This is a genomic window from Myxacorys chilensis (assembly GCF_059505265.1).
Genome location: NZ_JCACKG010000203.1, coordinates 14,676 through 37,905, shown reverse-complemented (window position 1 = coordinate 37,905; position 23,230 = coordinate 14,676). Strand labels below are relative to the sequence as shown.

Sequence of the window (23,230 nt, the reverse complement as noted above, 5' to 3'; positions counted from 1 at the left end):
AGACAAATCAAAATCAATAGATAAACGCAATGACTCCGATCAAAGAAGTATTTGCAGAACTCGACTGGGACGACCCAGAGACTGCACGAAAGAAGCGAGATGAACGAATTGAAGCGCTACAAGCAACCGGACTAGTCTGTACTGCCGAAGATCTTTACCGCATTAATGATGGGCGACGGGTGTTTATGCTGACCGCATCCCGCCCTGATCCAATCAGTGATGCATCGACCGAAGACGGGGATGGATCGGGTCGTTCGTCCCATCGCGCTCGTCCTCAGCGTCGAGGCGATTCGCACTCGCGCAGACGGGATGCCTCTGACCCTGGCAGAACCAGTCGTCCACTTCCTAGCTACGAAACTCGTTAGATCGAGCCTCTTTAGAAGGCAGTGAGGGTAGCGGACGAGGTTTGCCATATCCGCCCCCTCCAGGTGTTTCAATCACCAGCACATCTCCTGGATGCACTTGCACTTGTGCTTTACCATCGAGTGATTCAATAGAATTTTCGGCGCGATCGCTAGAATTGCGCCGAAGATAGTTTCGCCCCACTTCTCCAGAGTTGCCTCCGTGCAGTCCAAACGGAGGCACAACGCGATGACCCGACAAAATAGCGGCAGTCATAGCGGCGCGAAACTGAATTTGACGAATCACACCATTTCCGCCCGCATGGAAACCCTTTCCTCCACTGTTAGCCCGGATCGAGAAGCGCTCTAGCAGGACAGGAAATCGCCATTCTAGAACTTCGGGGTCAGTTAAGCGAGAATTGGTCATGTGAGTTTGAACAGCATCGGTTCCATCGAATGTAGCACCCGCACCAGAGCCACCACAGATGGTTTCATAGTATTGGTATTGATGATTGCCAAACGTAAAATTATTCATTGTGCCTTGCGATGCCGATAGTATTTCTAACGCGCCATACAAGGCATTGGTAATGGCTTGTGAGGTTTCAACATTTCCGGCTACGATCGCAGCAGGATAATGTGGATTGAGCATACAGCCTTCTGGAACAACAATCTCTAGTGGCTTCAGACAACCAGCGTTGAGCGGAATGTCATCGTCTACTAGCGTCCGAAAGACGTAAAGAACGGCGGCCTTGCAAACGGCGAGCGGCGCGTTGAAATTGTTGGGCTGTTGAGGAGAGGTTCCCGTGAAATCAATCTTGGCAGTGCGATGGGTAGAATCGATGCTTACAGCAACTTGAATTTGGCTGCCGTCGTCCATTTTGTAAGTAAAGCTGCCGTTTTTGAGGGCATCAATCACCTGCCGCACAGCCGCTTCAGCGTTGTTTTGCACATACTGCATATACGCTTGCACCGTTTCTAAGCCGAAGTGTGCAACCATGCTTTGCAGTTCGTGTACACCTCGTTCATTAGCAGCAATTTGTGCTTTCAGATCGGCTATATTTTGTGCAGGATTGCGAGCCGGATAAGAATGATTTGTCAGTCGGTCTAGAATGTCTTGTTCTTGAAATTCACCCTGCTCAACCAATCGAATGTTGTTAATCAAGACGCCTTCTTGATCGAGCGCTGTACTGTTAGGAGGCATTGATCCGGGAGTGATACCACCAACGTCTGCGTGATGCCCTCTAGAAGCAACAAAAAACAAGGGGGTGGCAGAAAAGACAGTTGCGTTGCTCTTTGCGAATACAGGAGTAATTACCGTGATGTCAGGTAAATGAGTTCCGCCATTGTACGGATTGTTTGAAACGTAAACATCTCCTGATTTGAAGGCGTTGCTGTAATCGTGAATCAAACTGCTCACGCTTTCGCTCATCGAACCGAGATGAACCGGAATATGAGGCGCATTTGCGACAAGCTGACCTTGACGATCGAAAATAGCGCAAGAGAAGTCTAGGCGTTCTTTGATGTTGACAGAGGAGCTTGTGTTTTGCAATGTAACGCCCATTTGCTGCGCGATCGCCATAAACAAATGATTGAAGATTTCGAGAAACACCGGATCAGGAGTGTGAAGACTGGAGCGTAGGATCGGGGATTGAGTAGAGGTATGGGTCTTGCGGAGAACAAGATGCCCGTCATTCATAACGGCTTCCCAGCCAGATTCAATAACATTTGTGCCTGTGGATTCGATCAAAATAGCGGGACTGGAAATGCGATCGCCAGGACGTAGATCCTCCCTACGAAAAATAGGCGTGGGTTGCCAACAATTACCAATGTAAGCCTGTACGGTTGCAATGGGTTCGAGCAGACCAATTCGAGGGGTTGAAATATCTGGTTCCGTTGGTAAAGCTGTTGTCGAAATGACTTCTGTAGAGATCGCTTCAACAATGAGTTTTTTGTTAGGTGAAATAAAACCAAAGCGTTGTTGATGAGATTCTTCAAATCGGTGAATCATTTCATCTAAACCATTCATCTTAACGATTAAGGCTGAATCGGTTCCGGCATATCGTAAATGAGCTCGTCGAATAACTTCTGTCGTCGTTGCGCCTTGCTGATTTAACTCAGTCTCAGCATCTTCAACAAGTTGCGCGATCGCGTGTTCCAAGTCGATCATCACCGTATCAGATAGATCTTTCTCGATCGCGCGTTCCCGCAACACTCGCTGGTCTGCAAGCCCCATTCCGTAAGCTGAAAGAACGCCTGCATATGGATGTAAAAAGATTTGAGAAATGCCAAGCGTTTGAGCGATCGCACAGGCATGTTGCCCGCCCGCCCCACCAAAACAGCAGAGTGTGTATTCGGTAATGTCATACCCCCGCTGAACAGAGATTTTCTTAATCGCACTTGCCATTTTTTCGACTGCGATCGCTAAGAATCCCTGTGCTACGTCTTCAGGTAAAACGCTCTTTCCCGTTGCCGCTGCGATTTCGGCGGCCAACTCAATAAACTTTTCTTGAACAATTTCAGAATCGATCGGCAAATCTCCTGTCGCTCCAAACACGTTTGGAAAGAATTCAGGCTGTACTCGACCCAGCAGGACATTGCAATCGGTCACGGTCAGCGGTCCTCCCTTGCGATAACACGCCGGACCCGGATTTGCGCCCGCCGATTCTGGACCAACTCGATAGCGAGCGCCATCAAACCGCACAATCGAGCCACCTCCCGCCGCTACCGTGTGAATTGCCATCATCGGCGATCGCACTCGAACGCCTGCCACTTCGGTTTCAAACGTGCGCTCATAGTCGCCGTTGTAGTGAGCAACATCAGTCGAAGTTCCGCCCATATCGAAGGTGATAATTTTACGAAATCCAGCGCGATCGCTCGTCTGCGCTGCACCGACTATTCCCCCTGCCGGGCCTGACAGAATGCTGTCTTTCCCCTGAAAAAATTGAGCATCGGTTAAGCCGCCGTTGGACTGCATAAACAACAATCGCGGTCGAGCGGTTGCAGTCTGATCGAGTTCGTTGAAAATTCGATTGACATAGCGTCGCAAAATTGGAGACAGATAAGCATCTACAACTGTCGTATCACCGCGACTGATCAACTTCATGAGCGGGCTGACTTGGTGAGACACTGAAACTTGAGTAAAGCCGATCTGATGGGCGATCGCGGCAACCTGCTGCTCATGTTGCGGATAGCGGTAACCGTGCAGAAATGCGATCGCGCAAGAGCGAATGCCCGAATCAAACGCGGCTTGCAATGCTAACGTCAATCGTGCTTCGGCATCGGATGAGATTGGTAAAAGTTCCTCACCTTGAGCGCTGTAACGTTCTTCAACTTCAATAACTTGCTCATATAACATTTCTGGCAACACAATTTCGCGAGCAAAAATATTCGGACGATTTTGATATCCGATTCGCAATGCATCTCGAAATCCGTTGGTGATGATTAGAAGCGTGCGATCGCCCTTGCGTTCCAATAACGCATTCGTTGCCACCGTCGTTCCCATTTTGATGGCTTCAATCTGCCCTGATGGAATGGGGTGATCAGAAGCGATTCCGAGTAACTCTCGAATACCTTGTAATGGTGCATCAGCATAGCGTTCTGGATTCTCTGACAGTAGTTTATGAATCACCAGAGAGCCATCAGGTTTTCGAGCCACAATATCGGTAAACGTGCCGCCGCGATCGACCCAGAATTGCCAACGAGACATGAGCTATTCACCTGGAAGAATAGGCTTATTGTAATCTGCACGTTTGATGACAAGATGTTCTCAAACGGAGACTAATAATCTGATAGAGTCAAATTCTAAAGGTATTAAGCTTGCCCTAAACGCCATGAGCTTAAGTCAATAGATTTATTCGGGCAATCCTTCAATGTTGGTGCGATCACTACGGAGTAACGTAGAACACTGCGCTAGTGCATCAGCCCTGACCAGAATTATGATTTGGCAGCAGTTTGCCGAGAAGCTGATTGACGTAAACCTGACCGTACACACCAGCCTGCAAATTAGATTTTTGAACGAGCGCAGAACCAGGGGCAGCTTCTTTGGATGGTTCCTCTGAAACAAATTCTTTGGTCTCTGGTTCTGCTTTAGACTCTGATGTTGAAAATTGTTTCGACTGACCATTTTCTGAAGATGGTTCCGCTTTCGGCTGTCCGTTCTGGGAAAACGGTTTAGCAGAGGCTTCTGAGCGGTCATCCCACGGGTCAGACGGTGCTGATTCCGGGGTAGTATCAGACTCCGCGCAGATTAAACAACTAGGAGGAATCATTGCGCCAGAGCCAATGTTGCGATTAAAAACAGTCGTGGCAGAACCAATGCAAGCGCGATCGCCAATCGCCATCACGCCTACAATCAACACGCCCGCCCCAATCATCACTCCTTCTCCAATAGTGAGGGTTCCGCCACTCGCATGAATGACCGAACCCATGCCAATACAGACCCCAACGCCAATTACAATTCGGCTATCAGGATCTGCTTGCAGCAATACACCCGGCGCGATCGCTGCCCCTTCACCAACCGTAATATCACCACTCATATAGGAGTGAGTCGTACTGATTGGATGCAGTTGTGGGGGCGGAGAGTGCATCATAAATCACACCATTTTGGAGTTCGGAAGGTTAAGTTCAGATTCTAGAGTTGCGATTCGCGGCCCGAAGTCCTTCGGATCGCTCCAAAACCTAAACTCAAACCTCACTTCTTGGGTTGCTGAATCAACACTTCCGCCATCCGCCGTTTGCTGTTCGGGTCGACACCAATGATGCGGACGTACTCGCCAGGATGTTGGGCTAACGTCGATTCAATCTTCGCGATCGCATCTGAATCTCGCTGCGCCTGAACACTAGCTGCCGTTTGCCAAGAACTCGTCTTGTAACGACGCTGATCGGCGTACTCTAAGCCGATCCGGTAGCCTTGATTGACGAATTGACGGATTTGATTCACCGCATCTGAGTTCAAGCGACCACTGCCATTCGAGGAACTATTCTGATGCCCTGAGGACGCACCATAGCTTGATTGACTGTGTTGCGATTGACTGTGTTGCGATTGACTGCGGTGAGATCCACCGTAGCTAGAAGCTGAGCCAGAAGATGCTCCATTAGTAGAGGCAGGCTTGCCCGGACGCTGAATAATCGTTTCCGTAACCCGCTTTTTCGCTTTTGGATCAATACCGACAAGCCGAACGTAGTGTTTCTGATGTTCTGCTAGGAACGAGTTCAGGGCATTCATCACCTGAGCCGCTGAATTGCCATGCATCACTGGAGCGGTTTGCCAAGAACTGGCTCTAAAGTGACGCTCATCTGCGTATTCCAAACCAATCGTTGCACCTTGAACCACCAAATGATTCACTTGCTCAGCGATACTACCCCCAAGAGCAGCTCCACCAGGAGTATTGCCTCCGTAAGATCCACCACCATAAGCAGCGCCTCCAGATGAGGATGCCTTGGTGTGCTGCGTCACCTGCTTATTACCGGGGCGTTGAATAATCGCTTCTAAAATTCGGCGCTTCACTTTTGGATCAATGCCGATCAAACGGACATACTCACCCTGGTGTTCTGCCATGCACGCTTGCAGCCCAGCCATCACCGCCGATTCGTTTGTGGCGCTAATCGGGGTGCAGCTTTTCCAGGAAGACGTTTGGAAGCGACGCTCATCGGCGTGTTCCATACCAATCCGTCCGCCTTTCGCTAACACTTGTCGCACTTGAGCCGCGATCGCTGGATCAAGTGCGCCGCGATGGCTGTAATCAGGCGTGTACAACGGAGGCCGAGTGACTGTGGGATTCTTGTAAGACTGGGAGGAGTACGATCCGCCGTTAGACGAAAGCTTGGCAGGGGCTTCACCCGGACGCTGAATAATGGTTTCAAGAACCCGTCGCTTCACTTTTGGATCGATGCCAATTAAGCGGACATACTCGCCGCCGTGTTCTGCCAAACAGGATTGTAATTCTGCCAAAACCGCAGACTCATTGCTGGTCTGAATCGGAGCGCAACTTTTCCAAGAGCTAGTCCGAAACTGACGCTGGTCAGCGTGTTCTGTCCCGATCCGGTAGCCCTGCGCCAGCAATTGCCGAACATGGTTAATAATTTCGCCGTTCATAGTTGATCCATTGGTAGCACTACTGGAGGCAGTGGTTTGCTGTGTACGAGTTGATTTTTTTTCGTTGATCGGGCTAGTGCCATTCGTAGTTTCGGCGCAGTAATAGCCCGATTCCGAAGGGAGCTTGCCCTGCACTCCCGAAGGGAGCTTGTCTTGCAGCCGCGACGCTTCATTGATGCCTCCCACATGAGCAGCAAACGCGCGATCGCGCTCTCGAACGTCTGGCAATCGGTCCGCTTGCTCCTGAGTTGTAATGATCGCCCCTGACGGCACAAGCTTGCCAGACGGCACTTCCACATCCTGAATCAGGACGTGCATCATCACCACGCACCCATCGCCCACCCGTGCATTAAAAATAGTCGAACGAAAGCCGATAAAACATTGATCGCCAATATAGGCAGGTCCATGAACCAATGCCATGTGAGCGATCGAGGTGTGATTTCCAATCCAAACTGAATAGGAATGGTCATCATCTCCGATCACTCTGCCCTGCTCTAAGCCGCGAATCAACACCCCGTCTTGCACATTGGTGTGTTGACCAATATGAAACGGATTCCCCTGATCGGCTCGAATTGAAGTTCCGGGCGCGATCAAGACGTTTGCGCCAATCCGCACATCGCCAATAATGTTAGAAAACGAATGAACGTAAGCTGTCTCATCAATTTTCGGCTCGGCTAAGCTGCGCGAAGGCGTAGGCGGAGCCGCATTCCGGGCTGCCATAACAAGATCTCCTAACTGAAGCCTAATGCACTGTATTTCCCGCAGAGAAACGATTGCGCAGAAAACGAAGCGGTTAGCGCAAGGCGCAAGACCGAAGGCGCAACTCCCAAATCAACCTGAAGGTCAGAAAGCCATTTCTCGCCCTCGATTCATCATCGGAGCGCGCTCATCACCCTAGGTTTGACAAATCGCTCCGATGCTTAAATGACCAAAGGAGCGAATTAGAAATTACGGACTAGCTTTCTGTCGCGATCGCATGAAACCTGGCAGAACCAAACGCACATGACGAAGGGTTTCTAGTACTGCGTTCCCTTGTTGTACAACGAGCGATTATCCACGCTCACGGTATCGATAATGCCAATCACCGCCGCATCAACGGGGCGACTTTCACTACCAGGAATCTGACGGGCAGCACTGCCCCGACTGACTAGAACCCATTCATCAATGCCTGCGCCAACATTGTCAGCCGCTACTTCGTAAACTGGAAGTGGCTCTCCCGCATCGTCTAAGAGTTGCACCAGTAAAAACTTGACTCCTCTTAAACTTGGCTCCTTCTGCGTACTCACAACGGTTCCGCGAACTTTCGCAATTTGCATCAGGCGTTACGGACGGTTAAGAGGGCGAATTCCGCTGACGCTCTCACGGAACGGCTCCACAGCTTCCGTGTAGCGAATAGGTAGAACATACTCTAGGTTCTCGTGAGGGCGAGCAATGATGTGTGTAGACAAAACTTGTCCGCCGTTAACGCGCTTTACGTTCTCGATGCCAGCTGCAACCGATGCCTGTACTTCAGACACGTCACCCCGAACAATCACCGTGACGCGGCCGCTTCCAATCTTTTCATAACCGACCAAGGTTACGCGAGCGGCTTTTACCATCGCGTCCGCAGCTTCTACTACGGCAGGAAATCCTAGAGTCTCGATCATGCCAACTGCAATAGCCATTTGAAATTCTCCCTTCCAATCTGTAAAAGATAATCTTGAAATTAAACGAACCGCTAGCCGCGACTAGCGAGTTAACTACGGAACTGCTCGACCGCTTCGGTATATCGAATCGGCAATACGTATTCTAGGTTCTCGCTGGGACGCGCGATCACATGAGTTGAAACTGTTTCCCCGCCATTGACTCGCTTGACCGCTTCCATCGCGGCTGCCAGAGACGCCTGAACTTCAGATACGTCACCCCGAATAATCACCGTGACGCGACCGCTCCCGATCTTTTCGTAGCCTACCAGCGTAACGCGAGCGGCTTTCACCATCGCGTCTGCGGCTTCCACGACACACGGGAATCCCCGCGTCTCAATCATTCCCACAGCAATGGGCATTGGAAATCTCCTGATAAGTGAAACTAATCATACCAATCCACGCTGCTATTTCAACGGGATCGCCCATGATGTAAAGGTTTGTTAAGCTATTCCTACCTTCTCTATTAAGAATAAGACCGACGTTCACACTTGACAATATAAAGTTCAATAATACTTGCAAATTTAACCTATAGGATAGGCTTATGAAAGCGCGATCGCGCTTTTGTTTGCTACCTATTAGCTTGTCGCCCATTCCCAGAGTGGACGGGATCATTCGGCTGCAACAGGAAGCGTTGACCGATTAAACTGCATCCTACCAGGCAGTTTTTCATTCTGGAAATCAACATCTTTTTCAACTATAAGTTACATTTATATGTAAACGTTTACTTCTTGCTACGATAGAAGCTATCTATCTCGCGAGTTTTACATTTGCTCAGATTAGACGGTAAGCTGAATCTTAAGAAATTCAAACAATATTTGTTGGTAACTTCTCGATAGTCATAACACCAGTAAGTTATCTCCCTGAGGTCTCGCTTGAGCTTGGGGAATGTTTTTGTCAGTTCTATTTTAGTTAGGGCAAGGGGAGGCTTCATTGCATCAGTTCCTCATTAATACAAGTTGGTGGGTTCCCTGTTATGGGCTTCTAGCCGCGATTTTGACTCTGCCGTGGGCAGTCGGATTAATTCGCAGAACAGGACCCCGACCCGCTGCTTATTTAAATATTTTGACCACCGCGATCGCACTAATTCACGGAACATTTCTGTTTAATGCGGTTTGGGGACAGCCGCCCCAGTATCTCGAGTTTCAGTGGTTGCAAGCCGCTGGGCTAGACCTCTCGTTTGCACTGGAGCTTTCATCCATTAGCGTAGGCGCGATGGAGCTAGTGACAGGATTAAGCCTGCTAGCTCAGGTATATGCTCTGGGATACCTGGAGAAAGACTGGGCGCTGGCTCGATTTTTTGGGCTGATGGGATTTTTTGAAGCGGCAATGTGTGGAATTGCGTTAAGTGATTCACTATTGCTCACCTACGCTCTGCTGGAGGTATTGACGCTCTCCACATATTTACTGGTTGGATTTTGGTACGCACAGCCCTTGGTTGTAACGGCAGCCCGAGACGCTTTCCTAACCAAGCGTGTGGGAGACATCCTACTGTTAATGGGTGTTGTTGCGCTATCCACGTATTCGGGTAGTCTTAATTTCTCGGATTTATACCAGTGGGCAGAAACCGCTCAACCGGCTCCACTCGTCGCCGCCTTGATTGGACTGTCGCTGATTGCCGGACCAACCGGAAAATGCGCTCAGTTTCCATTGCACCTATGGCTCGATGAAGCAATGGAGGGACCTAATCCCGCTTCGATTCTACGAAATTCTGTTGTGGTCGGATGCGGCGCATTCGTGTTGATCAAGCTTCAGCCCATTATTGTGTTATCGCCGGTTGCTTCAGGCGCGACAATTGCGCTGGGAACGATGACGGCGATCGGAGCATCGCTTGTTTCTCTCGCCCAAATTGACATTAAACGAGCGTTGTCCCACTCTACCAGTGCGTACCTTGGATTGGTGTTTATTGCGGTTGGCGTCGGCTGGACAGATTTCGCGTTTATCTTGCTGTTTGCCCACGCGATCGCGAAAGCTCTCTTATTTATGAGCATCGGTTCAATCATTATGACGACAACCTGCCAAGACCTGACCGAAATGGGCGGTCTATGGAAGAAAATGCCTGCCACAACAGGTGCATTTGTCGTCGGATCGGCGGGGCTAATTGGATTATTTCCCTTAGGTGGCTTCTGGGCGCTTCAGCGAGGCATCGAAGATTTCTGGTTAGTTGCACCGTGGTTGGTCGCCGTTATTTTGTTGGTGAATGGACTGACAGCACTTAGTCTCACCCGAGTCTTTCGGTTAGTCTTTTTAGGGGAACCCCAACCTAAAACTCGTCGCGCTCCAGAGGTGCCTTGGACAATGGCAGTCCCGATCGTGACGCTGATCGTGCTGACGCTTCTGATTCCGGCGATTCTAAACGAATTAACGCTACTGCCAGCGTTCGGCTTAGTCAATGTGCCGGGAGTGGTGTTACTGGTTGGCTCTGGATTGGCAGGTTGTGTGGTGGGGTCTTTGCTGAAACTCAACCATACGTGGACACGCCCAGTTCAAGCTCCGCTCAGATTTTTGCAGGATATGTTGTCGTATGACTTCTATATCGACCGGCTCTACCGGGTCAGCGTTGTTTGGGTCGTTAGTTCGATCTCTCGCTTTAGTTCGTGGTGCGATCGCTATGTGATTGATGGATTTGTCAATCTGGTTGGCCTAGCGTCGATCTTTAGTGGGGAAAGTCTGAAGTACAGCGTCTCTGGTCAGTATCAAGCTTATATGTTGACCATTCTGATCGGAGTTGCACTACTAGGAGCAATCCTAACTCGATCGTTTTGGTAAACCCTACTTTCAATTTCTATCTACTCTAGGTTGTCTATGCTTAGTGCCCTGATTTGGATTCCGATCTTCTGCGCGGCGGTGATCGGGTTGTTGCCTGCTTCGGTGTCGTCTAGCCGCTTGCGATCGCTTGCTATTGCCTCGATCAGCATTGTATTTGCGTGGTCGTTGTACATCGCCACTCAATTTGATGTCATTGATATTGGGCTCCAGTTTCAAGAAGATATTCCTTGGCTGGACTCTTTAGGCTTGACCTACCGCCTGGGAATTGATGGGCTATCGTTGCCGTTGGTCATTCTGAACAATTTGCTGACGATCGTTGCGCTGTGGTGTAGCGATACGTCCATCCAACGTCCTCGATTGTATTATCTGCTGATTTTAATTATTAACTCTGCCGTAGCAGGTGCTTTTTTAGCGCACAATTTGCTGCTGTTTTTCTTGTTTTACGAATTAGAGCTGATTCCCCTTTATTTGTTGATCGGAATTTGGGGCGGCACAAGACGAGGATATGCGGCAACAAAATTTTTAATCTACACGGCAATTTCTGGCATCTTGATTCTGATGTCCTTCTTGGGCCTGGTCTGGCTGAGCGGCTCGAACACGTTTGAATACAATCCATTGATGTCTCAAGGATTGCCACTCACGGCTCAAATTATCTTGTTGGGGGGAATCTTAATTGGCTTTGGGATTAAGATTCCGCTATTTCCGTTTCACACCTGGTTGCCTGACGCTCACGTTGAAGCTTCGACGCCGATTTCGGTGCTATTGGCAGGTGTTCTTCTAAAATTGGGAACCTACGGATTGATCCGGTTTGGCTTAGAACTGTTCCCGCAGGCGTGGTCAGTATTAGCCCCTTGGTTGGCAGGCTGGGCTGTGGTGAGCGTACTGTTTGGGGCATTCACCGCGATCGCGCAAACCGACATGAAAAAAATGGTTGCCTACAGTTCGATCGGGCACATGGGATTTATTCTGTTAGCCGTCGCTGCCGCAACGCCGATTAGTTTGCTGGGAACCGTCTTTCAAATGGTGAGCCACGGTTTAATTTCTGGTTTGCTGTTTGTATTGGTCGGCGTCGTCTACAAAACGACTGGAACTCGCGATATCAACATTCTGCAAGGATTGATGACACCAGAACGTGGACTGCCGATCATTGGCAGCTTAATGGTAGCTGGAGTGATGGCAAGCGCTGGAATTCCGGGTATGACGGGCTTCATCTCAGAATTTTTGATTTTCCGAGGCAGCTTTGAGGTGTTTCCTGTACAAACCCTGCTCTCAATGGTTGGAACTGGGCTAACTGCCGTCTATTTTCTGTTACTCGTCAATAAAGTATTTTTTGGTCGATTGCCAGATGCGTTGGCAAATTTGCCGCGAGTTAGTTGGTCGGAGCGCTTGCCCGGATTTGGGCTGGCGTTGATCATTGTAATTTTAGGACTGCAACCCAACTGGATGGTGCGTTGGATAGAAACAACCACCACTGCTGTAATCAATGACTTCACCACAGTCGCCGCCCATCTACCCAATCCTAAAACTATAGATCTACCGCTCACGCCAGCAGTATCTGAGAATCCTTTGCCTGTTCGGTTAAATTAATTCGTCCGTTTATCTAGGAGAAGCTATGGTTAGCACCCGTGCGCGATCGAAGCACCCACTGGCTGAAATCATTGAAACGTTAGAATCTGGCGGTGCGCTATTGCCCGATTCGGAGGAAAACGTTCTCGAAGTGGTTGGCGTTCTCAAGAGTTATGCCGTTGTTTTAGATGCTTACTCCAACAATCTTAACTACATTGCTGAGCATCAGTTTTTAGTGTTGTTTCCGTTTTTCAAATATTTTAATGGAGACGTTTCAGCTAAGAAGCTGTTTCAGCATTGGTGGCACGATCGCTTTAATTACGAGTTTGCTGAATACTGCATGAAGGCAATGTTTTGGCATGGCGGCGGCGGATTAGACGCTTACTTAGATACGCCCGAATTTGTTGCCCTGGCACAAGCCGCGATCGGGGCAAAGCTCAAAGGAAATCTGCTGATGCAAGGGTTGTCTAAAGCATTCCCAGAATTTTTAATCGAGCAAGTCCGGCTGCTGGCGTATTACAGTGGGCTGGGTCAATTTTGGCGGGTCATGAGCGATATCTTTACGGAACTGAGCGATCGCTATGATGCGGGAGAAATTTCGTCGATTCCAGAGGTTGTTGCCTTGGTTAAAGAGGGATTGGTAAAGAGCGCTAGTCTGCCCATTACCTATGCTGTGAATATCGACGGTCAATCCTATGACATCCTGCCAAAATCAGCAGGGCTAACCTTCTTAATGGACACAGCCGTTCCTTATGTGGAAGCTGTTTTTTTCAAATCATTCCCATTTATGGGAACCGTTTCCTACAACGCTCAGGCAAGAGCCATCCCCTCAGAACCCGAACGCTTCTCCTATGGTGTGCTTTACGCCGATCCGTTGCCAGTGGGCGGGGCTGGAATTCCGCCCACGCTATTGATGCAAGATTTACGCCATCATGTGCCGGAGTATTTGCATCAGTTCTACCGCCGTTCGTTACGGGGTGAGGAAGACTTACGAGTGATGATTTGTGTAAGCTTTCAAAAATCGATGTTTTGCGTCACAACCGCAGCAATTCTAGGGTTAGCACCTCATTCGATGGATACAGAAGATCCGCAGGAACAAAAAGCTAATCGCAAATACTTAGAGGGATGGATGGATAAGTTGACAGATTCGCGCATTGCCTATGTACAAGTTTGTGAAATGTAAGGCGCGGTGTCGCTAGATGCAGACGAAATGAATCGTTTTGTCATAACAGGTATTGTTGTCCCTGGATAACGCGTCATTAGGGAAAATCGAAATGCAAACTCTTGCTTTCCAATCTCTAGAGTTAGAGCGGACGCCGTTTTTTCCAGGGATACTCAATCTTTCGATTGCTCCTCAAAAATTTATCTGCGATCGTCACGACTCGTTGATCGAGGTAATTGCGCCGTTGATTTTAGGACTGGAATATAGCGATCGCGTCGCCCTGGCTAAAATGAATGAATCGATTTGTAAAGCTTAGCGAGCTTTCATATCGCTGATGGCACTCCGGGCAACTCCCGCGATCGCTTGATCCGTCGCCTTCGGCAGATGGTAATATTTACCGCCCGATTGCTTAGCGAGTTCTTTAGCAAAGCCAGTGGACACAAACTTGTTCTCTGTGTCAATCACCAAAAGCTGAATGCCCAGCGCCCGGATCTTCGCTGCAATTTCGAGCAGTTCACCTTTGATGTCGGGTTTTTCGCCGTCAGGAATTGTGTCTCCCAGCGATCGCGCTAATGAGACATTGCCACGTCCATCGGTAATTGCCACAATTACAACTTGACCAATATCACCCGACTGTTTCGCATTCAGACCAACCCGAACAGCTTGCGTCAATCCATGCGCTAACGGGGAACCGCCTCCACAAGGTAAGCGATCCAACCGACGACGAGCCGCTTCAATTGATTTGGTTGGCGGCAAGAGAACTTCGGCTTGCTCGCCTCGAAACGGAATCAGAGACACCTGATCTCGATTTTGATACGCCTCCGTCAGAAGTTGCAGGACGGCACCCTTCGCAGAATTCATCCGGTTCAGCGCCATTGAACCAGAAGCATCGACAACAAACACAATCAAAGCTCCCGATTTACGCGCCAGCCGTTTAGCGCGAATGTCGCTTTCCTCCACAAACACCCGCTTCCGAGACGACTGGCTTTCTTCCGCCCGGAGCCGCCGCGATCGCTGATAGGGAGCCGCCGATCGCAGCGTTGCATCGACCGCAATTCGCCGCACTTTTCCGTTCGGTAACATCGGCTTGATATATCGTCCGCGATCGTCGGAAAACACAATCGAACGGCTACCTGATTTGCCCTGCCTGGTCGCCATTTGCGCGAAGTAGAGAACCTCCGGATCGAGAATTACGCCTTCTGGATCAAACACAAATTCTTCTGGAATATTAGGCGGTTGCTGCTGGTCTTCTTCAGACTCGTCCTTTTCTTCCTCTTCCTCTTCCTCTTGGTCTTGATCAGACTCGTCTTGCGGCTCGTCTTGACTTTGAGGCGGCGGGGGCGGAGGAGGCGGATTCTCTTCGGGTGGTGTTTGAACGATGGTCGATCGCGGTACGATCACCAATTCAACAGCGCGACGCAAATCTTCAGCGCTGACTTGAGTTCGTCCATCCAAAGCGGCATGAGCTTTCGCGACTCGCAGCGCAAATAGTTCTGCCCGATGTCCCTGAACTCCACCCCGCAAAGCTTCGGCAACAAGATATTGAATTTGCTCAGACGTAACTTGGACATCGCTAAGCCATTCTCGCGCTAACAGAATCTGCGTCTTGAGCGCATCAATATCGTCGCTGTATTGAGTCAGAAAATCTTGGGGAGAGTCAGAATAACGCGTGGCTTGCTCGACCGCTTGCACTCGATCGTCGAGTCCCAACACCATATCAGCCGAGAGCGCGATCGCAATGCGATCTAACAAATGCTCCCGCAACGTTCCTTCTTCTGGGTTATAGGTTGCAATTAATAGCGGTTGGCAGGGATGCTGAAAACTAATGCCTTCCCGCTCGATCTGATTACGTCCATCGGTCAGAGCACTCAACAGCAAATTCGAGATTTGATCGTCGAGCAGATTAATTTCATCGATATACAGCACACCTCGATTGGCTTCGGCTAACAACCCTGGCTGAAACACCGTTTCGCCTTGCCGAATCGACTGGCTCACATCGACAGAACCCAACAGCCGATCTTCTGTGATGCCCAGCGGAATCTGCACAAACGGCGCACGAATTACAGCCGTCGGAACGTCTGATTCGGCTTGAAACCGCGCGATCGTAAAATCATCCCACTCATCACGATTCGCCGGATCGCAATTACTAACCGAGTCTTGAACCACCTCAATCGGCGGCAGCAGGGCATGAATGGCACGTGCCATCACCGACTTAGCGGTACCTCGGCGTCCAGATATCACAACCCCGCCTAGCCCCGGATCAACGGCAGCAAGTAACAGAGCTAATTTGATTGCTTCTTGACCAATAACAGCGGCTAGGGGAAACGCGGTAACGCGAGAATCGATCGTGGCAGGCATGAAGGGTGCATAGTGATTCGGATCTTCACTCTACCAAGTTTTGCGGCTGATTTCGCCTGTCAGACTGCTTCACACTAAGCTTCACGCTATTCTCTAATCCTCACAACTGATATAGCTAAGCGATCGCTCGCTTATTCGTCATCTCTCCCCGCGCAGCACTTGTAAACGAAATCGTTACAATTGAGTAGAACGCTTTAGACAGAAATGTAAGGGTTTTTCATGGTTGACCAGTTAATTCGGGCAACGGCGGCAGAAGGAGGCATTCGAGCGGTCGGAGTGATCACGACGCGGCTGACAGATGAAGCTCGACAACGCCACAAGCTTTCCTATGTTTCAACGGCTGCTTTGGGCCGGACGATGGCAGCAGGGCTACTGATCGCATCTAGCATGAAACGGGCAGAATCAAGAGTCAATATTCGGATTCGGGGTGATGGTCCGTTGGGTGGAATTATGGCCGATGCCGGGACAGATGGAACAGTGCGCGGCTATGTCGATAATCCTGATGTGGAGTTGCCACCCAACAATAAAGGCAAGTTAGATGTCGGAGGAGCTGTAGGTCATGAGGGATATGTCTACGTCGTCCGGGATGTGGGCTATGGATATCCCTATTCCAGTACGGTTGAGTTGGTTTCTGGTGAAATCGGAGATGACTTAACGAACTATTTAGTGACGTCTGAACAAACTCCTTCTGCCCTAGTTTTGGGGGTGTTTGTGGATGTCAACGGTGTGCAAGCGGCAGGCGGTGTACTGGTTCAAATCTTGCCAAAGGCGGCAACAGATGAAGCACTAGTTACGCTGCTCGAATCTCGCATCGCGAAGCTGCAAGGGTTTACGCCCCTGCTACAAGCTGGGAAGACGCTGCCCATCATTTTTGAAGAATTGTTAGGCGACTTGGGCTTAGAAATTTTGCCAGAAACTCAGATTGTGCGGTTCCATTGCGGCTGCTCCTTCGATCGCGTTTTAGGCGCGCTTAAGCTGTTGGGCACAGAGGAACTGCAAGACATGATTGAGAAAGACGATGGGGCTGAAGCGACGTGCCATTTCTGCAATGAGGTGTACAAGGCAGACAGCAAGCACCTGGCAGGTTTAATTGATGAGCTTCAGGTCGAAGCTCGTTCTTAGCCAATGTGCGATCGCGGCTCAGTTCCACCGATCACATCGAATGAGGAAACACAAAAATAGGCAAGGAGTTTACACATCCTTGCCTATTTTTGGATCAAGTTTGAATTAAGCAGATGGGACAAATCGTTTGCGTAGCGACTCTGCTCGGCGCTTAGCTGTTTGGTTGTTAGAGTCATGCTTGAGCGCTTCCTCATATGCCTCTAATGCAGGTCCGGCTAACTGTTTGCGCTCGTAAGCGTGACCTACGTTATTCCAGCCAGTCACATAGTCGGGCGCGAGTTTGACCGCTTCCTTGTAGTTCTTGAGTGCCAAATCGTATTGTTCTTGAGCAAAGTAGGCAAATCCTAGCGCGTTATACACAGCTGCCAGATCTTGTCCTTCTAGCGTTTCCGCCTTTATCGCTTTCTGAAACTGTGTGATCGCTTGCACAAACAATCGTTTGTCGAGCAGAATGCTGCCCAATTCATAATATTCTTCAGCTGTGCCTTTCTCCTTGCTCAGCTTCTTTTGCAAGCGAGACAGCGCACTCTCGACCCGCCGAGTTTTAAGCACTTGTCTGGCGACAAAGACGACAGCAGCCCCCAACAGCAATAGCAACAGCGAAATATAAAGGAGTGGAAATGAAGTGTCACTATTCATAGCTTTACCGAGCGTAAATTAAGTTGAAGCAAGACGCGGGCGTTTCTCCCTTATCTCAGGGTAGCCCAAGGAAGTCCCCAATAGCTCGCCCGTTGCTGAAGCCAACCCTCAGTTTTCCACCGAGCGATCGCGCCATTCACTCGCTGCTGTAACTCGGTGTACTGAACCCCTTTGGGCAACACCACGCAAAGAGCTTCGGTCGAGAGGCGCAACGGCAAAACCCGATAGCCTGACTGTTCTCGCGCCCATCCAGTCAATACTGACACATCCGCCGCAAACGCATCCGCTGTACCCGCGTCTAACAACTGTTGCGCCGCCTTATAGGACTCGACTCCGACGAGTTTGAGTTGGGGCAATTTGTAGCGCAGCGTAGCGATCGTACTAGAGCCGTTCAACACGGCGATCGTTTGATTTGTCAAATCGGTTTCGTTCTGGAGCGACATGGATCGAGTGATCAATCCTGTTCCATCCAGGTAGTAGGGTGCGCTGAAGCTGACAATTCGCGATCGCGTTGTTGTATTTGTAACTCGCGCGATCGCCAGGTCAACGCGGCCATCAATCACCGCAGCAATGCGATCGCGATTGTTGACAGGCTTTAGTTCAGCGGCATCTAATCGTCCTAACAAGTCTTGCGCGAGACGGTTGGCAATGTCGATTTCAAAGCCTAGCAGCCTTCCCTGCTGAGAAAATCCGAGGGGAGGCAAATTATCTTTGACCGCAACAATTAGGCGATCGCGAGCCACGATCGTTTTGAGATCGGCTGCCAACAAAGAAGGGGGAACAAACCATTGCGCCCCCAAAATCATAAATCCAAATACTCTAGCAACCGTTTTACGCATGACAAGCGCCGCGTCTTATACGCTTGCGGCTCGTTCTAGTACTTTTGCAAACCCAGCCGGGTCGATGACTGCGAGTTGAGCGAGCATTTTACGATTGATTTGAACATCAGCTTTTTTGAGCTTGCCGATCAATTGGCTGTAGCTCATGCCATGTTGCCGCGCTGCTGCATTAATGCGAGTGATCCACAGACGACGAAAATCGCGCTTTTTCTTGCGGCGATCGCGATAGGCATTTCTCAATGCCTTCATCACCTGCTGATTGGCAGTCCGAAAAAGAGTCGAGTGAGAACCCCGAAATCCTTTTGCCATCTTCAAAATCTTCTTGCGGCGCTTTCGAGCAACGTTACCGCGCTTAACCCGTGCCATGATGAAACTTCCTTAACTAATTTAAATTTTGGCTAAACGTCCTCTACAGAACGTCTTCTCAGAACCTTGAACAATCCCGTTGTCAGTTCTGCTTTGCTAAGCTCTATTTTGCTAAGCTCTATGCGTATGGCAGCATCAACCGCACGTTCTCCGCGTCGCGCTCGTTCACTACAACCGTTCCAGAAAGGCGGCGTTTGCGGCTTGTGCCCTTATGCTCTAAAAGGTGCGCTCTGTGCGTTTGGCGGCGCAAAAATTTACCACTTCCAGTTGTTCTAAATCGCTTGGCAGCAGACTTACGGGTTTTTAGCTTTGGCATGGGATTGTTCCAGAATTCGACACAAGGTTCTATCCTACTATGGGATAAGCCAGATATGCAAGAGCAATATCTATCCCATATCTACGAGAGCGATCGTTTTGCGAGATCCTAAAAATCCATATTTCAGATTGCGACTGAATGAACTTGCTTGAGCGAAAGAGCTAATTCATACTCAAACAGCTCAATGTTGGGTATCAAAGAACAAGCAAGTATTAAGTCCTTGCTGATTTCTCTAGCTACAATAATGCCTCGAACCTTTTGCCCTAAATCCGCTTGATTTTTCTGTATCCACGCCATGTAACGCAGCAGTTGTCCAATCACGCGATCGTATCCACGCGATACTTTGAGTTCAACAACGACAAAATCGCCTTTGGAATCGATTGCCAGAATATCAACGAAGCGACCACCAACCGGAAACTCAACGCCTGTGATTCCCTCTTCTTCATAGAGTTTCAATCCTGACTCGATAACTTGCAGATTCTTAGCAAGATAATCACGCAGATCAGACTCATACGCGAATTCTGTCGAGATTCCAAGATCTATTTCTTTCTTTACATTCTCTAGCTTTTGTAACGTACTGTTGGCTGCACTATAGACTGGTGCTGGATCTTGCTGGGTATCATACAAACGGAAACGGTTACTATCGATCTGAAAAAATAGGTCATCTTCTCCAGGTTTTGGTTGGTAATGCAATCTACCTGGAGCATTTGTTGATAGACGAATTAAATGGGCTGTAACCGTTCCTCTTTTGACCTTCGGATACTGTTGTGCAAACCAATCAACCGCCTGCCGTTTTAAAAAACTTTGACCAGTTTGCAAACCGAAAGCATTCACCATATCCTTCATCAGGAATCGCACTGGTTTTTCATATATCGCCATATCAACACACCATTCAACACTTCACCAGTAATCCCAAAATGCAGTCTTACTAGTGAATTGCCGATGTCGATTGAATGGAGTTTCTAACTCTGCCTTAGAATGCAAGAAACAAGGCTCAAAAATCGACGCCGCGTTTGAGATCAATGCCTTTCTCTGCATAATGTTTGTGACAGATCATCTCAGAGTGAACGGTGGCTAAATCAAAATAAGCAGGTGGATTTTTACAGCGACCTGTAATCACAATTTCAGTGTCTTTCGGTTTCCGCAACAGCGCTTGCACAATCGGTTCTTCGGGCAGAAGTTCTAAATCAACCGTGGGATTAAGTTCGTCCAGAATGATGGTTTTGTAGAGACCCGATGCGATCGCAGCTCTCGCAATTTCCCAGGCCCGTTCTGCTTCGACATAATCAAGTTCCTGCTGTTGACCGCGCCAAACGATCGCATCTCGCCCCGATCGCTGATGATCAACCAAGTTGGGATAACTTTGGCGCAAAGCTTGAATCGCTGCATCTTCGGTATAGCCCGCTCCGCCTTTGAGCCACTGCATAATCAACACGCGATGAGATTTATCTTGGCTGATGCCCTTGCCGATCGCTTGCAAAGCTTTTCCGAGCGCACTGGTCGATTTGCCTTTGCCCGCACCCGTGTAGATTTCAATGCCTGCAACTCCGGATTCTTTCACAAAGGAATGATAGTGAGGCTTCATCTCAGAATGAAGATCTGCAATATCGATTAATCCTTGAGGCGCACCCCGACCTGTAACAATGACCTCCATGTGATCGGGTTTGCGCTTTAGCGCCTTCACCACTTCATCGGTTGGAAGTAACCCTAAATCTAGTACAGGGTTGAGTTCGTCCATCACCACAACTGAATAGAGACCGGATGCGATCGCGCCTTTCGCGACATCCCATCCCCGCTGCGCCTCTTGTCGATCAAACTTGGTGATCTCATCTGCCCCAAAATATTCCGCTCGTCCTGTGCGGACTTGATCGATCAAATGTGGGAACGCCCGTTGCAGTGCTTCGATCGACGCATCTTCATCGTAGATTCGACCAGGACCTTTGAGAAACCGCAATAGCAGCACACGAGTTTGCGAAAAGGTTTGGATGCCCAGACCAATAGATCGCAACACTACACCTAGCGCGGCCTGAGACTTTCCTTTACCCGCACCATCGTAAACATGAATTTGTCCCGTTAGGCGTTCCGATCGAGTCTGCGCTGTCCGAATCCCAATTCCGGTTCTCGTCATAGCTGTTGTGGTTTTGACCTGTACGTTCATTGTAGTGGCTTGTGCTGGATATCTCAGGAAGGCTTTTTCTGCCCGTTTAGTATCGCACAAACGCTACATATAGCGTAGTTCAAATATACGCTATTTATCCTTAGCTCATCTACTCATCTCTACAGTTAATATGTCCCAAACCGTCCAACTCGCCGTAGAATCTTGATGTCTAGCATGGGGACAGGTTGCCAATGTTCACGGATGTGTTGCCCTTACGAGCAATTTTGTTTCAGCTACTATTTATTGTGCTAGCGATCGCTATTGAGTCGATCGTTCTCCAAAAATATTTAGGAATTGGTCAAAAAACCAGTATTCAGTATGCCGCCACTGCGAACCTGGCATCAACAGTTGTCGGATGGTTGGTTTTCTTTACAGCGGAGTCGTCGCTGCCACCTAGTTGGCGAGTGCAGTTGATTGGCTACATTTTTTACGATCGCATCAACAGTCCCGCTCTCTTAATTGGACTTGCATTCAGTATCTTCATCGGCACATTTCTACTCAAGGTTCAGACAATCAACTGGCTAGATCAGATTTTAGGAATTCGGAAACCGTCTACTGTTGAAGTCCAAGACCCGATAAAGTTTAGAGGACGAACGGCGCATCGCCAGACCTTTTCCGAGCTTCCGAACCGAGCCTTAGGTGTGCTTTGGGCCAATGCAGCCAGCTTTAGTGCAATTACCTTTCTCATCGCCGTCCGTACCATTCTCCCGCCTACCAATTACTAAACAGCCGCCGAGATTCTCCACGTCCCATGTTCCAATCTATGAGAGATATTTTCGATCAAATTCGCAAACGGATGCAGCCTCCCCAATGGGCATCCTGGCAGACTCTCATCTTTTTGAGCATTTTTTCGGCAGCGACCGCCGCACTGACCTCCCAAGCACCACCGCAAATTGCAGAGAGAATTATTTCGTCCTTGGGCTGGGTCTTTCTGATTTTGGGGACGTGGTGGTTTGTTTACGAACCTGACGTGAAGAAAAAGCTGAAGATCTACGAGCTTTTTATCGGGCCGTGGATTGTCGGGGCACTGATTTGTATCTACCTATTTGGAACTTGGGAAGGAAGAGCGATTCCAGCACCTACAGCTTTTGTGAGCTGGCCTCCGATTTCTGCGATCGTTTGGTCAATTCCTAAATTCATTCAGTCCGATCCCAAAACCAAAAGCCCCATTTACACCACTCCGACTCCCGCTAATCGGCAAAACATCATTCTGGTCTTACTCGCTAACCTGCTAATTAGCTGCTGGTTTCAGTTGTATTTTGAAGTGCAAGATTGGCTGGCTGAGTATCCTAGTTTTCGAGCGCAAGGATTTGAGCAAAGTGCCTTTGTTAGAGAACTGCAACCGCCTGAGAAACGCCTTGAGTTGTCTCGCGGAGTTGACTATTTGGATGCTGCCGAAAAAGCGCTCAAATCGCAGCTTGAGGGCAAACCCTGGGCAGAGGTCGAGCGGTGGCTGTCGAATTTAGATCAGGAATTTCCGACAGTACGAGATGAGGCATTTGCTCAACTGTCACGCGTTGCCGAAAATCAGTTATGGAATCTCAATGCCCGCGTTATATCCGATGCGTATGATTTGGAGATGCGAGCAATTTGGCAAGGCCCCAGTGCCCGCACCGCAGAATATTCCCTCACAAAGACCTGCCGCATTTCTCAAGCTCGGCAAGTCAGTACGCCTGAGCAGCTTAAATTCAATTCTCCGACTCCCCCAGCTCTTTCGGCACAGCAAATTCGGTCATTGGGAACGGTGCAATGTGGAGCGGCGAGTTCTCCTGATTCGCTTCCACAGCCTTAAGCTGAAACCCAGAAAAAACTGGAGCG

The 23,230-nt window shown here is 49.3% G+C and carries 21 protein-coding genes; 8 read left to right on the top strand and 13 right to left on the bottom strand.

What is annotated here, in order from left to right; translation table 11 throughout:
* Positions 1 to 29: 29 nt before the first annotated feature.
* Complete coding sequence (locus tag AC5JLB_RS19285; RefSeq protein WP_495875445.1) at positions 30 to 365, top strand: hypothetical protein; 336 nt, start codon at positions 30 to 32, stop codon at positions 363 to 365.
* Here AC5JLB_RS19285 and AC5JLB_RS19280 read toward each other — a convergent pair.
* The 6 genes from AC5JLB_RS19280 to AC5JLB_RS19255 all read right to left on the bottom strand — a co-directional run bounded on the left by AC5JLB_RS19280 (position 346) and on the right by AC5JLB_RS19255 (position 8,479).
* The gene (locus tag AC5JLB_RS19280; RefSeq protein WP_495875444.1) at positions 346 to 4,047 is read right to left on the bottom strand and encodes a hydantoinase B/oxoprolinase family protein; all 3,702 of its coding nucleotides are present in this window, start codon (positions 4,045 to 4,047) and stop codon (positions 346 to 348) included. The genes AC5JLB_RS19285 and AC5JLB_RS19280 overlap by 20 nt on opposite strands.
* A gap of 211 nt (positions 4,048 to 4,258) precedes the next feature.
* Complete coding sequence (ccmN, locus tag AC5JLB_RS19275) at positions 4,259 to 4,930, bottom strand: beta-carboxysome scaffolding protein CcmN (protein ID WP_495875443.1); 672 nt, start codon at positions 4,928 to 4,930, stop codon at positions 4,259 to 4,261.
* Positions 4,931 to 5,031: 101 nt separating this feature from the next.
* Entirely contained in the window at positions 5,032 to 7,155 is a 2,124-nt protein-coding gene (gene ccmM / locus AC5JLB_RS19270; RefSeq protein ID WP_495875442.1) for a beta-carboxysome scaffolding protein CcmM, read from the bottom strand.
* Positions 7,156 to 7,451: 296 nt separating this feature from the next.
* A complete protein-coding gene (gene ccmL, locus AC5JLB_RS19265; protein ID WP_495875441.1) occupies positions 7,452 to 7,751 on the bottom strand; it encodes a beta-carboxysome shell vertex protein CcmL in 300 nt (99 codons plus the stop codon).
* A gap of 6 nt (positions 7,752 to 7,757) precedes the next feature.
* Entirely contained in the window at positions 7,758 to 8,099 is a 342-nt protein-coding gene (locus AC5JLB_RS19260; protein WP_017290237.1) for a carbon dioxide-concentrating mechanism protein CcmK, read from the bottom strand.
* Positions 8,100 to 8,170: 71 nt separating this feature from the next.
* Positions 8,171 to 8,479, bottom strand: a complete 309-nt coding sequence (locus AC5JLB_RS19255) for a carbon dioxide-concentrating mechanism protein CcmK (protein ID WP_495875440.1) — start codon at positions 8,477 to 8,479, stop codon at positions 8,171 to 8,173.
* 571 nt (positions 8,480 to 9,050) lie between these two features.
* Between AC5JLB_RS19255 and AC5JLB_RS19250 the strand changes: the two genes are divergently transcribed.
* The 4 genes from AC5JLB_RS19250 to AC5JLB_RS19235 all read left to right on the top strand — a co-directional run bounded on the left by AC5JLB_RS19250 (position 9,051) and on the right by AC5JLB_RS19235 (position 13,930).
* Entirely contained in the window at positions 9,051 to 10,886 is a 1,836-nt protein-coding gene (locus AC5JLB_RS19250) for an NAD(P)H-quinone oxidoreductase subunit F (protein WP_495875439.1), read from the top strand.
* Between the two features lie 36 nt (positions 10,887 to 10,922).
* Positions 10,923 to 12,473, top strand: coding sequence for an NADH-quinone oxidoreductase subunit M (locus AC5JLB_RS19245; protein ID WP_495875438.1), 1,551 nt, complete (start codon positions 10,923 to 10,925; stop codon positions 12,471 to 12,473).
* 25 nt (positions 12,474 to 12,498) lie between these two features.
* Complete coding sequence (locus AC5JLB_RS19240; protein ID WP_495875437.1) at positions 12,499 to 13,635, top strand: CO2 hydration protein; 1,137 nt, start codon at positions 12,499 to 12,501, stop codon at positions 13,633 to 13,635.
* A gap of 91 nt (positions 13,636 to 13,726) precedes the next feature.
* A complete protein-coding gene (locus AC5JLB_RS19235) occupies positions 13,727 to 13,930 on the top strand; it encodes a hypothetical protein (protein ID WP_495875436.1) in 204 nt (67 codons plus the stop codon).
* Here the strand turns inward: AC5JLB_RS19235 and bchD are convergent.
* The gene (gene bchD / locus AC5JLB_RS19230) at positions 13,927 to 15,972 is read right to left on the bottom strand and encodes a magnesium chelatase ATPase subunit D (RefSeq protein ID WP_495875435.1); all 2,046 of its coding nucleotides are present in this window, start codon (positions 15,970 to 15,972) and stop codon (positions 13,927 to 13,929) included. The two genes, AC5JLB_RS19235 and bchD, sit on opposite strands and share 4 nt — an antisense overlap.
* A 219-nt stretch (positions 15,973 to 16,191) precedes the next feature.
* On the opposite strand from bchD, the gene hslO reads away from it, so the two are divergent.
* A complete protein-coding gene (gene hslO, locus AC5JLB_RS19225; protein ID WP_495875434.1) occupies positions 16,192 to 17,094 on the top strand; it encodes an Hsp33 family molecular chaperone HslO in 903 nt (300 codons plus the stop codon).
* A 105-nt stretch (positions 17,095 to 17,199) separates the two neighbouring features.
* On the opposite strand, the gene AC5JLB_RS19220 is transcribed toward hslO, so the two are convergent.
* From AC5JLB_RS19220 to AC5JLB_RS19195, 6 genes are all read right to left on the bottom strand, one after another.
* Positions 17,200 to 17,733 (bottom strand): tetratricopeptide repeat protein, encoded by a 534-nt coding sequence (locus tag AC5JLB_RS19220; RefSeq protein ID WP_495875433.1) that lies wholly within the window; start codon positions 17,731 to 17,733, stop codon positions 17,200 to 17,202.
* A 50-nt stretch (positions 17,734 to 17,783) separates the two neighbouring features.
* Positions 17,784 to 18,572 carry a transporter substrate-binding domain-containing protein gene (locus AC5JLB_RS19215; RefSeq protein WP_495875432.1) on the bottom strand — a complete coding sequence of 263 codons (789 nt, stop codon included), beginning with the start codon at positions 18,570 to 18,572 and terminating at the stop codon, positions 17,784 to 17,786.
* A 15-nt stretch (positions 18,573 to 18,587) separates the two neighbouring features.
* Positions 18,588 to 18,938 (bottom strand): 50S ribosomal protein L20, encoded by a 351-nt coding sequence (gene rplT, locus AC5JLB_RS19210; RefSeq protein ID WP_495696518.1) that lies wholly within the window; start codon positions 18,936 to 18,938, stop codon positions 18,588 to 18,590.
* Between the two features lie 118 nt (positions 18,939 to 19,056).
* Positions 19,057 to 19,254, bottom strand: coding sequence for a 50S ribosomal protein L35 (gene rpmI, locus AC5JLB_RS19205; protein ID WP_495875431.1), 198 nt, complete (start codon positions 19,252 to 19,254; stop codon positions 19,057 to 19,059).
* Between the two features lie 123 nt (positions 19,255 to 19,377).
* Positions 19,378 to 20,133: an endonuclease NucS domain-containing protein gene (locus tag AC5JLB_RS19200; protein WP_495875430.1), complete on the bottom strand. Its 756-nt coding sequence runs from the start codon at positions 20,131 to 20,133 to the stop codon at positions 19,378 to 19,380.
* Positions 20,134 to 20,248: 115 nt separating this feature from the next.
* Entirely contained in the window at positions 20,249 to 21,412 is a 1,164-nt protein-coding gene (locus AC5JLB_RS19195) for a cob(I)yrinic acid a,c-diamide adenosyltransferase (protein WP_495696514.1), read from the bottom strand.
* A gap of 191 nt (positions 21,413 to 21,603) precedes the next feature.
* Here AC5JLB_RS19195 and fraC point away from each other — a divergent pair, with 191 nt between their 5' ends.
* A complete protein-coding gene (gene fraC / locus AC5JLB_RS19190; protein ID WP_495875429.1) occupies positions 21,604 to 22,137 on the top strand; it encodes a filament integrity protein FraC in 534 nt (177 codons plus the stop codon).
* A gap of 38 nt (positions 22,138 to 22,175) precedes the next feature.
* Positions 22,176 to 23,204: a DUF5357 family protein gene (locus AC5JLB_RS19185; protein WP_495875428.1), complete on the top strand. Its 1,029-nt coding sequence runs from the start codon at positions 22,176 to 22,178 to the stop codon at positions 23,202 to 23,204.
* Positions 23,205 to 23,230 lie beyond the last annotated feature (26 nt).

What these genes read in the sequence shown, in the direction of transcription:
- AC5JLB_RS19220 (WP_495875433.1), bottom strand. Translation starts at nt 17,733, where the DNA reads ATGAATAGTGACACTTCATTTCCACTCCTTTATATTTCGCTGTTGCTA.
- AC5JLB_RS19185 (WP_495875428.1), top strand. Translation starts at nt 22,176, where the DNA reads ATGAGAGATATTTTCGATCAAATTCGCAAACGGATGCAGCCTCCCCAA.
- AC5JLB_RS19260 (WP_017290237.1), bottom strand. Translation starts at nt 8,099, where the DNA reads ATGGCTATTGCAGTTGGCATGATCGAGACTCTAGGATTTCCTGCCGTA.
- hslO (WP_495875434.1), top strand. Translation starts at nt 16,192, where the DNA reads ATGGTTGACCAGTTAATTCGGGCAACGGCGGCAGAAGGAGGCATTCGA.
- AC5JLB_RS19215 (WP_495875432.1), bottom strand. Translation starts at nt 18,572, where the DNA reads ATGCGTAAAACGGTTGCTAGAGTATTTGGATTTATGATTTTGGGGGCG.
- rplT (WP_495696518.1), bottom strand. Translation starts at nt 18,938, where the DNA reads ATGGCACGGGTTAAGCGCGGTAACGTTGCTCGAAAGCGCCGCAAGAAG.
- AC5JLB_RS19200 (WP_495875430.1), bottom strand. Translation starts at nt 20,133, where the DNA reads ATGGCGATATATGAAAAACCAGTGCGATTCCTGATGAAGGATATGGTG.
- AC5JLB_RS19280 (WP_495875444.1), bottom strand. Translation starts at nt 4,047, where the DNA reads ATGTCTCGTTGGCAATTCTGGGTCGATCGCGGCGGCACGTTTACCGAT.
- AC5JLB_RS19240 (WP_495875437.1), top strand. Translation starts at nt 12,499, where the DNA reads ATGGTTAGCACCCGTGCGCGATCGAAGCACCCACTGGCTGAAATCATT.
- fraC (WP_495875429.1), top strand. Translation starts at nt 21,604, where the DNA reads ATGTTCACGGATGTGTTGCCCTTACGAGCAATTTTGTTTCAGCTACTA.
- AC5JLB_RS19195 (WP_495696514.1), bottom strand. Translation starts at nt 21,412, where the DNA reads ATGAACGTACAGGTCAAAACCACAACAGCTATGACGAGAACCGGAATT.
- AC5JLB_RS19285 (WP_495875445.1), top strand. Translation starts at nt 30, where the DNA reads ATGACTCCGATCAAAGAAGTATTTGCAGAACTCGACTGGGACGACCCA.
- AC5JLB_RS19255 (WP_495875440.1), bottom strand. Translation starts at nt 8,479, where the DNA reads ATGCCCATTGCTGTGGGAATGATTGAGACGCGGGGATTCCCGTGTGTC.
- AC5JLB_RS19235 (WP_495875436.1), top strand. Translation starts at nt 13,727, where the DNA reads ATGCAAACTCTTGCTTTCCAATCTCTAGAGTTAGAGCGGACGCCGTTT.
- bchD (WP_495875435.1), bottom strand. Translation starts at nt 15,972, where the DNA reads ATGCCTGCCACGATCGATTCTCGCGTTACCGCGTTTCCCCTAGCCGCT.
- ccmN (WP_495875443.1), bottom strand. Translation starts at nt 4,930, where the DNA reads ATGATGCACTCTCCGCCCCCACAACTGCATCCAATCAGTACGACTCAC.
- rpmI (WP_495875431.1), bottom strand. Translation starts at nt 19,254, where the DNA reads ATGCCAAAGCTAAAAACCCGTAAGTCTGCTGCCAAGCGATTTAGAACA.
- ccmL (WP_495875441.1), bottom strand. Translation starts at nt 7,751, where the DNA reads ATGCAAATTGCGAAAGTTCGCGGAACCGTTGTGAGTACGCAGAAGGAG.
- AC5JLB_RS19245 (WP_495875438.1), top strand. Translation starts at nt 10,923, where the DNA reads ATGCTTAGTGCCCTGATTTGGATTCCGATCTTCTGCGCGGCGGTGATC.
- ccmM (WP_495875442.1), bottom strand. Translation starts at nt 7,155, where the DNA reads ATGGCAGCCCGGAATGCGGCTCCGCCTACGCCTTCGCGCAGCTTAGCC.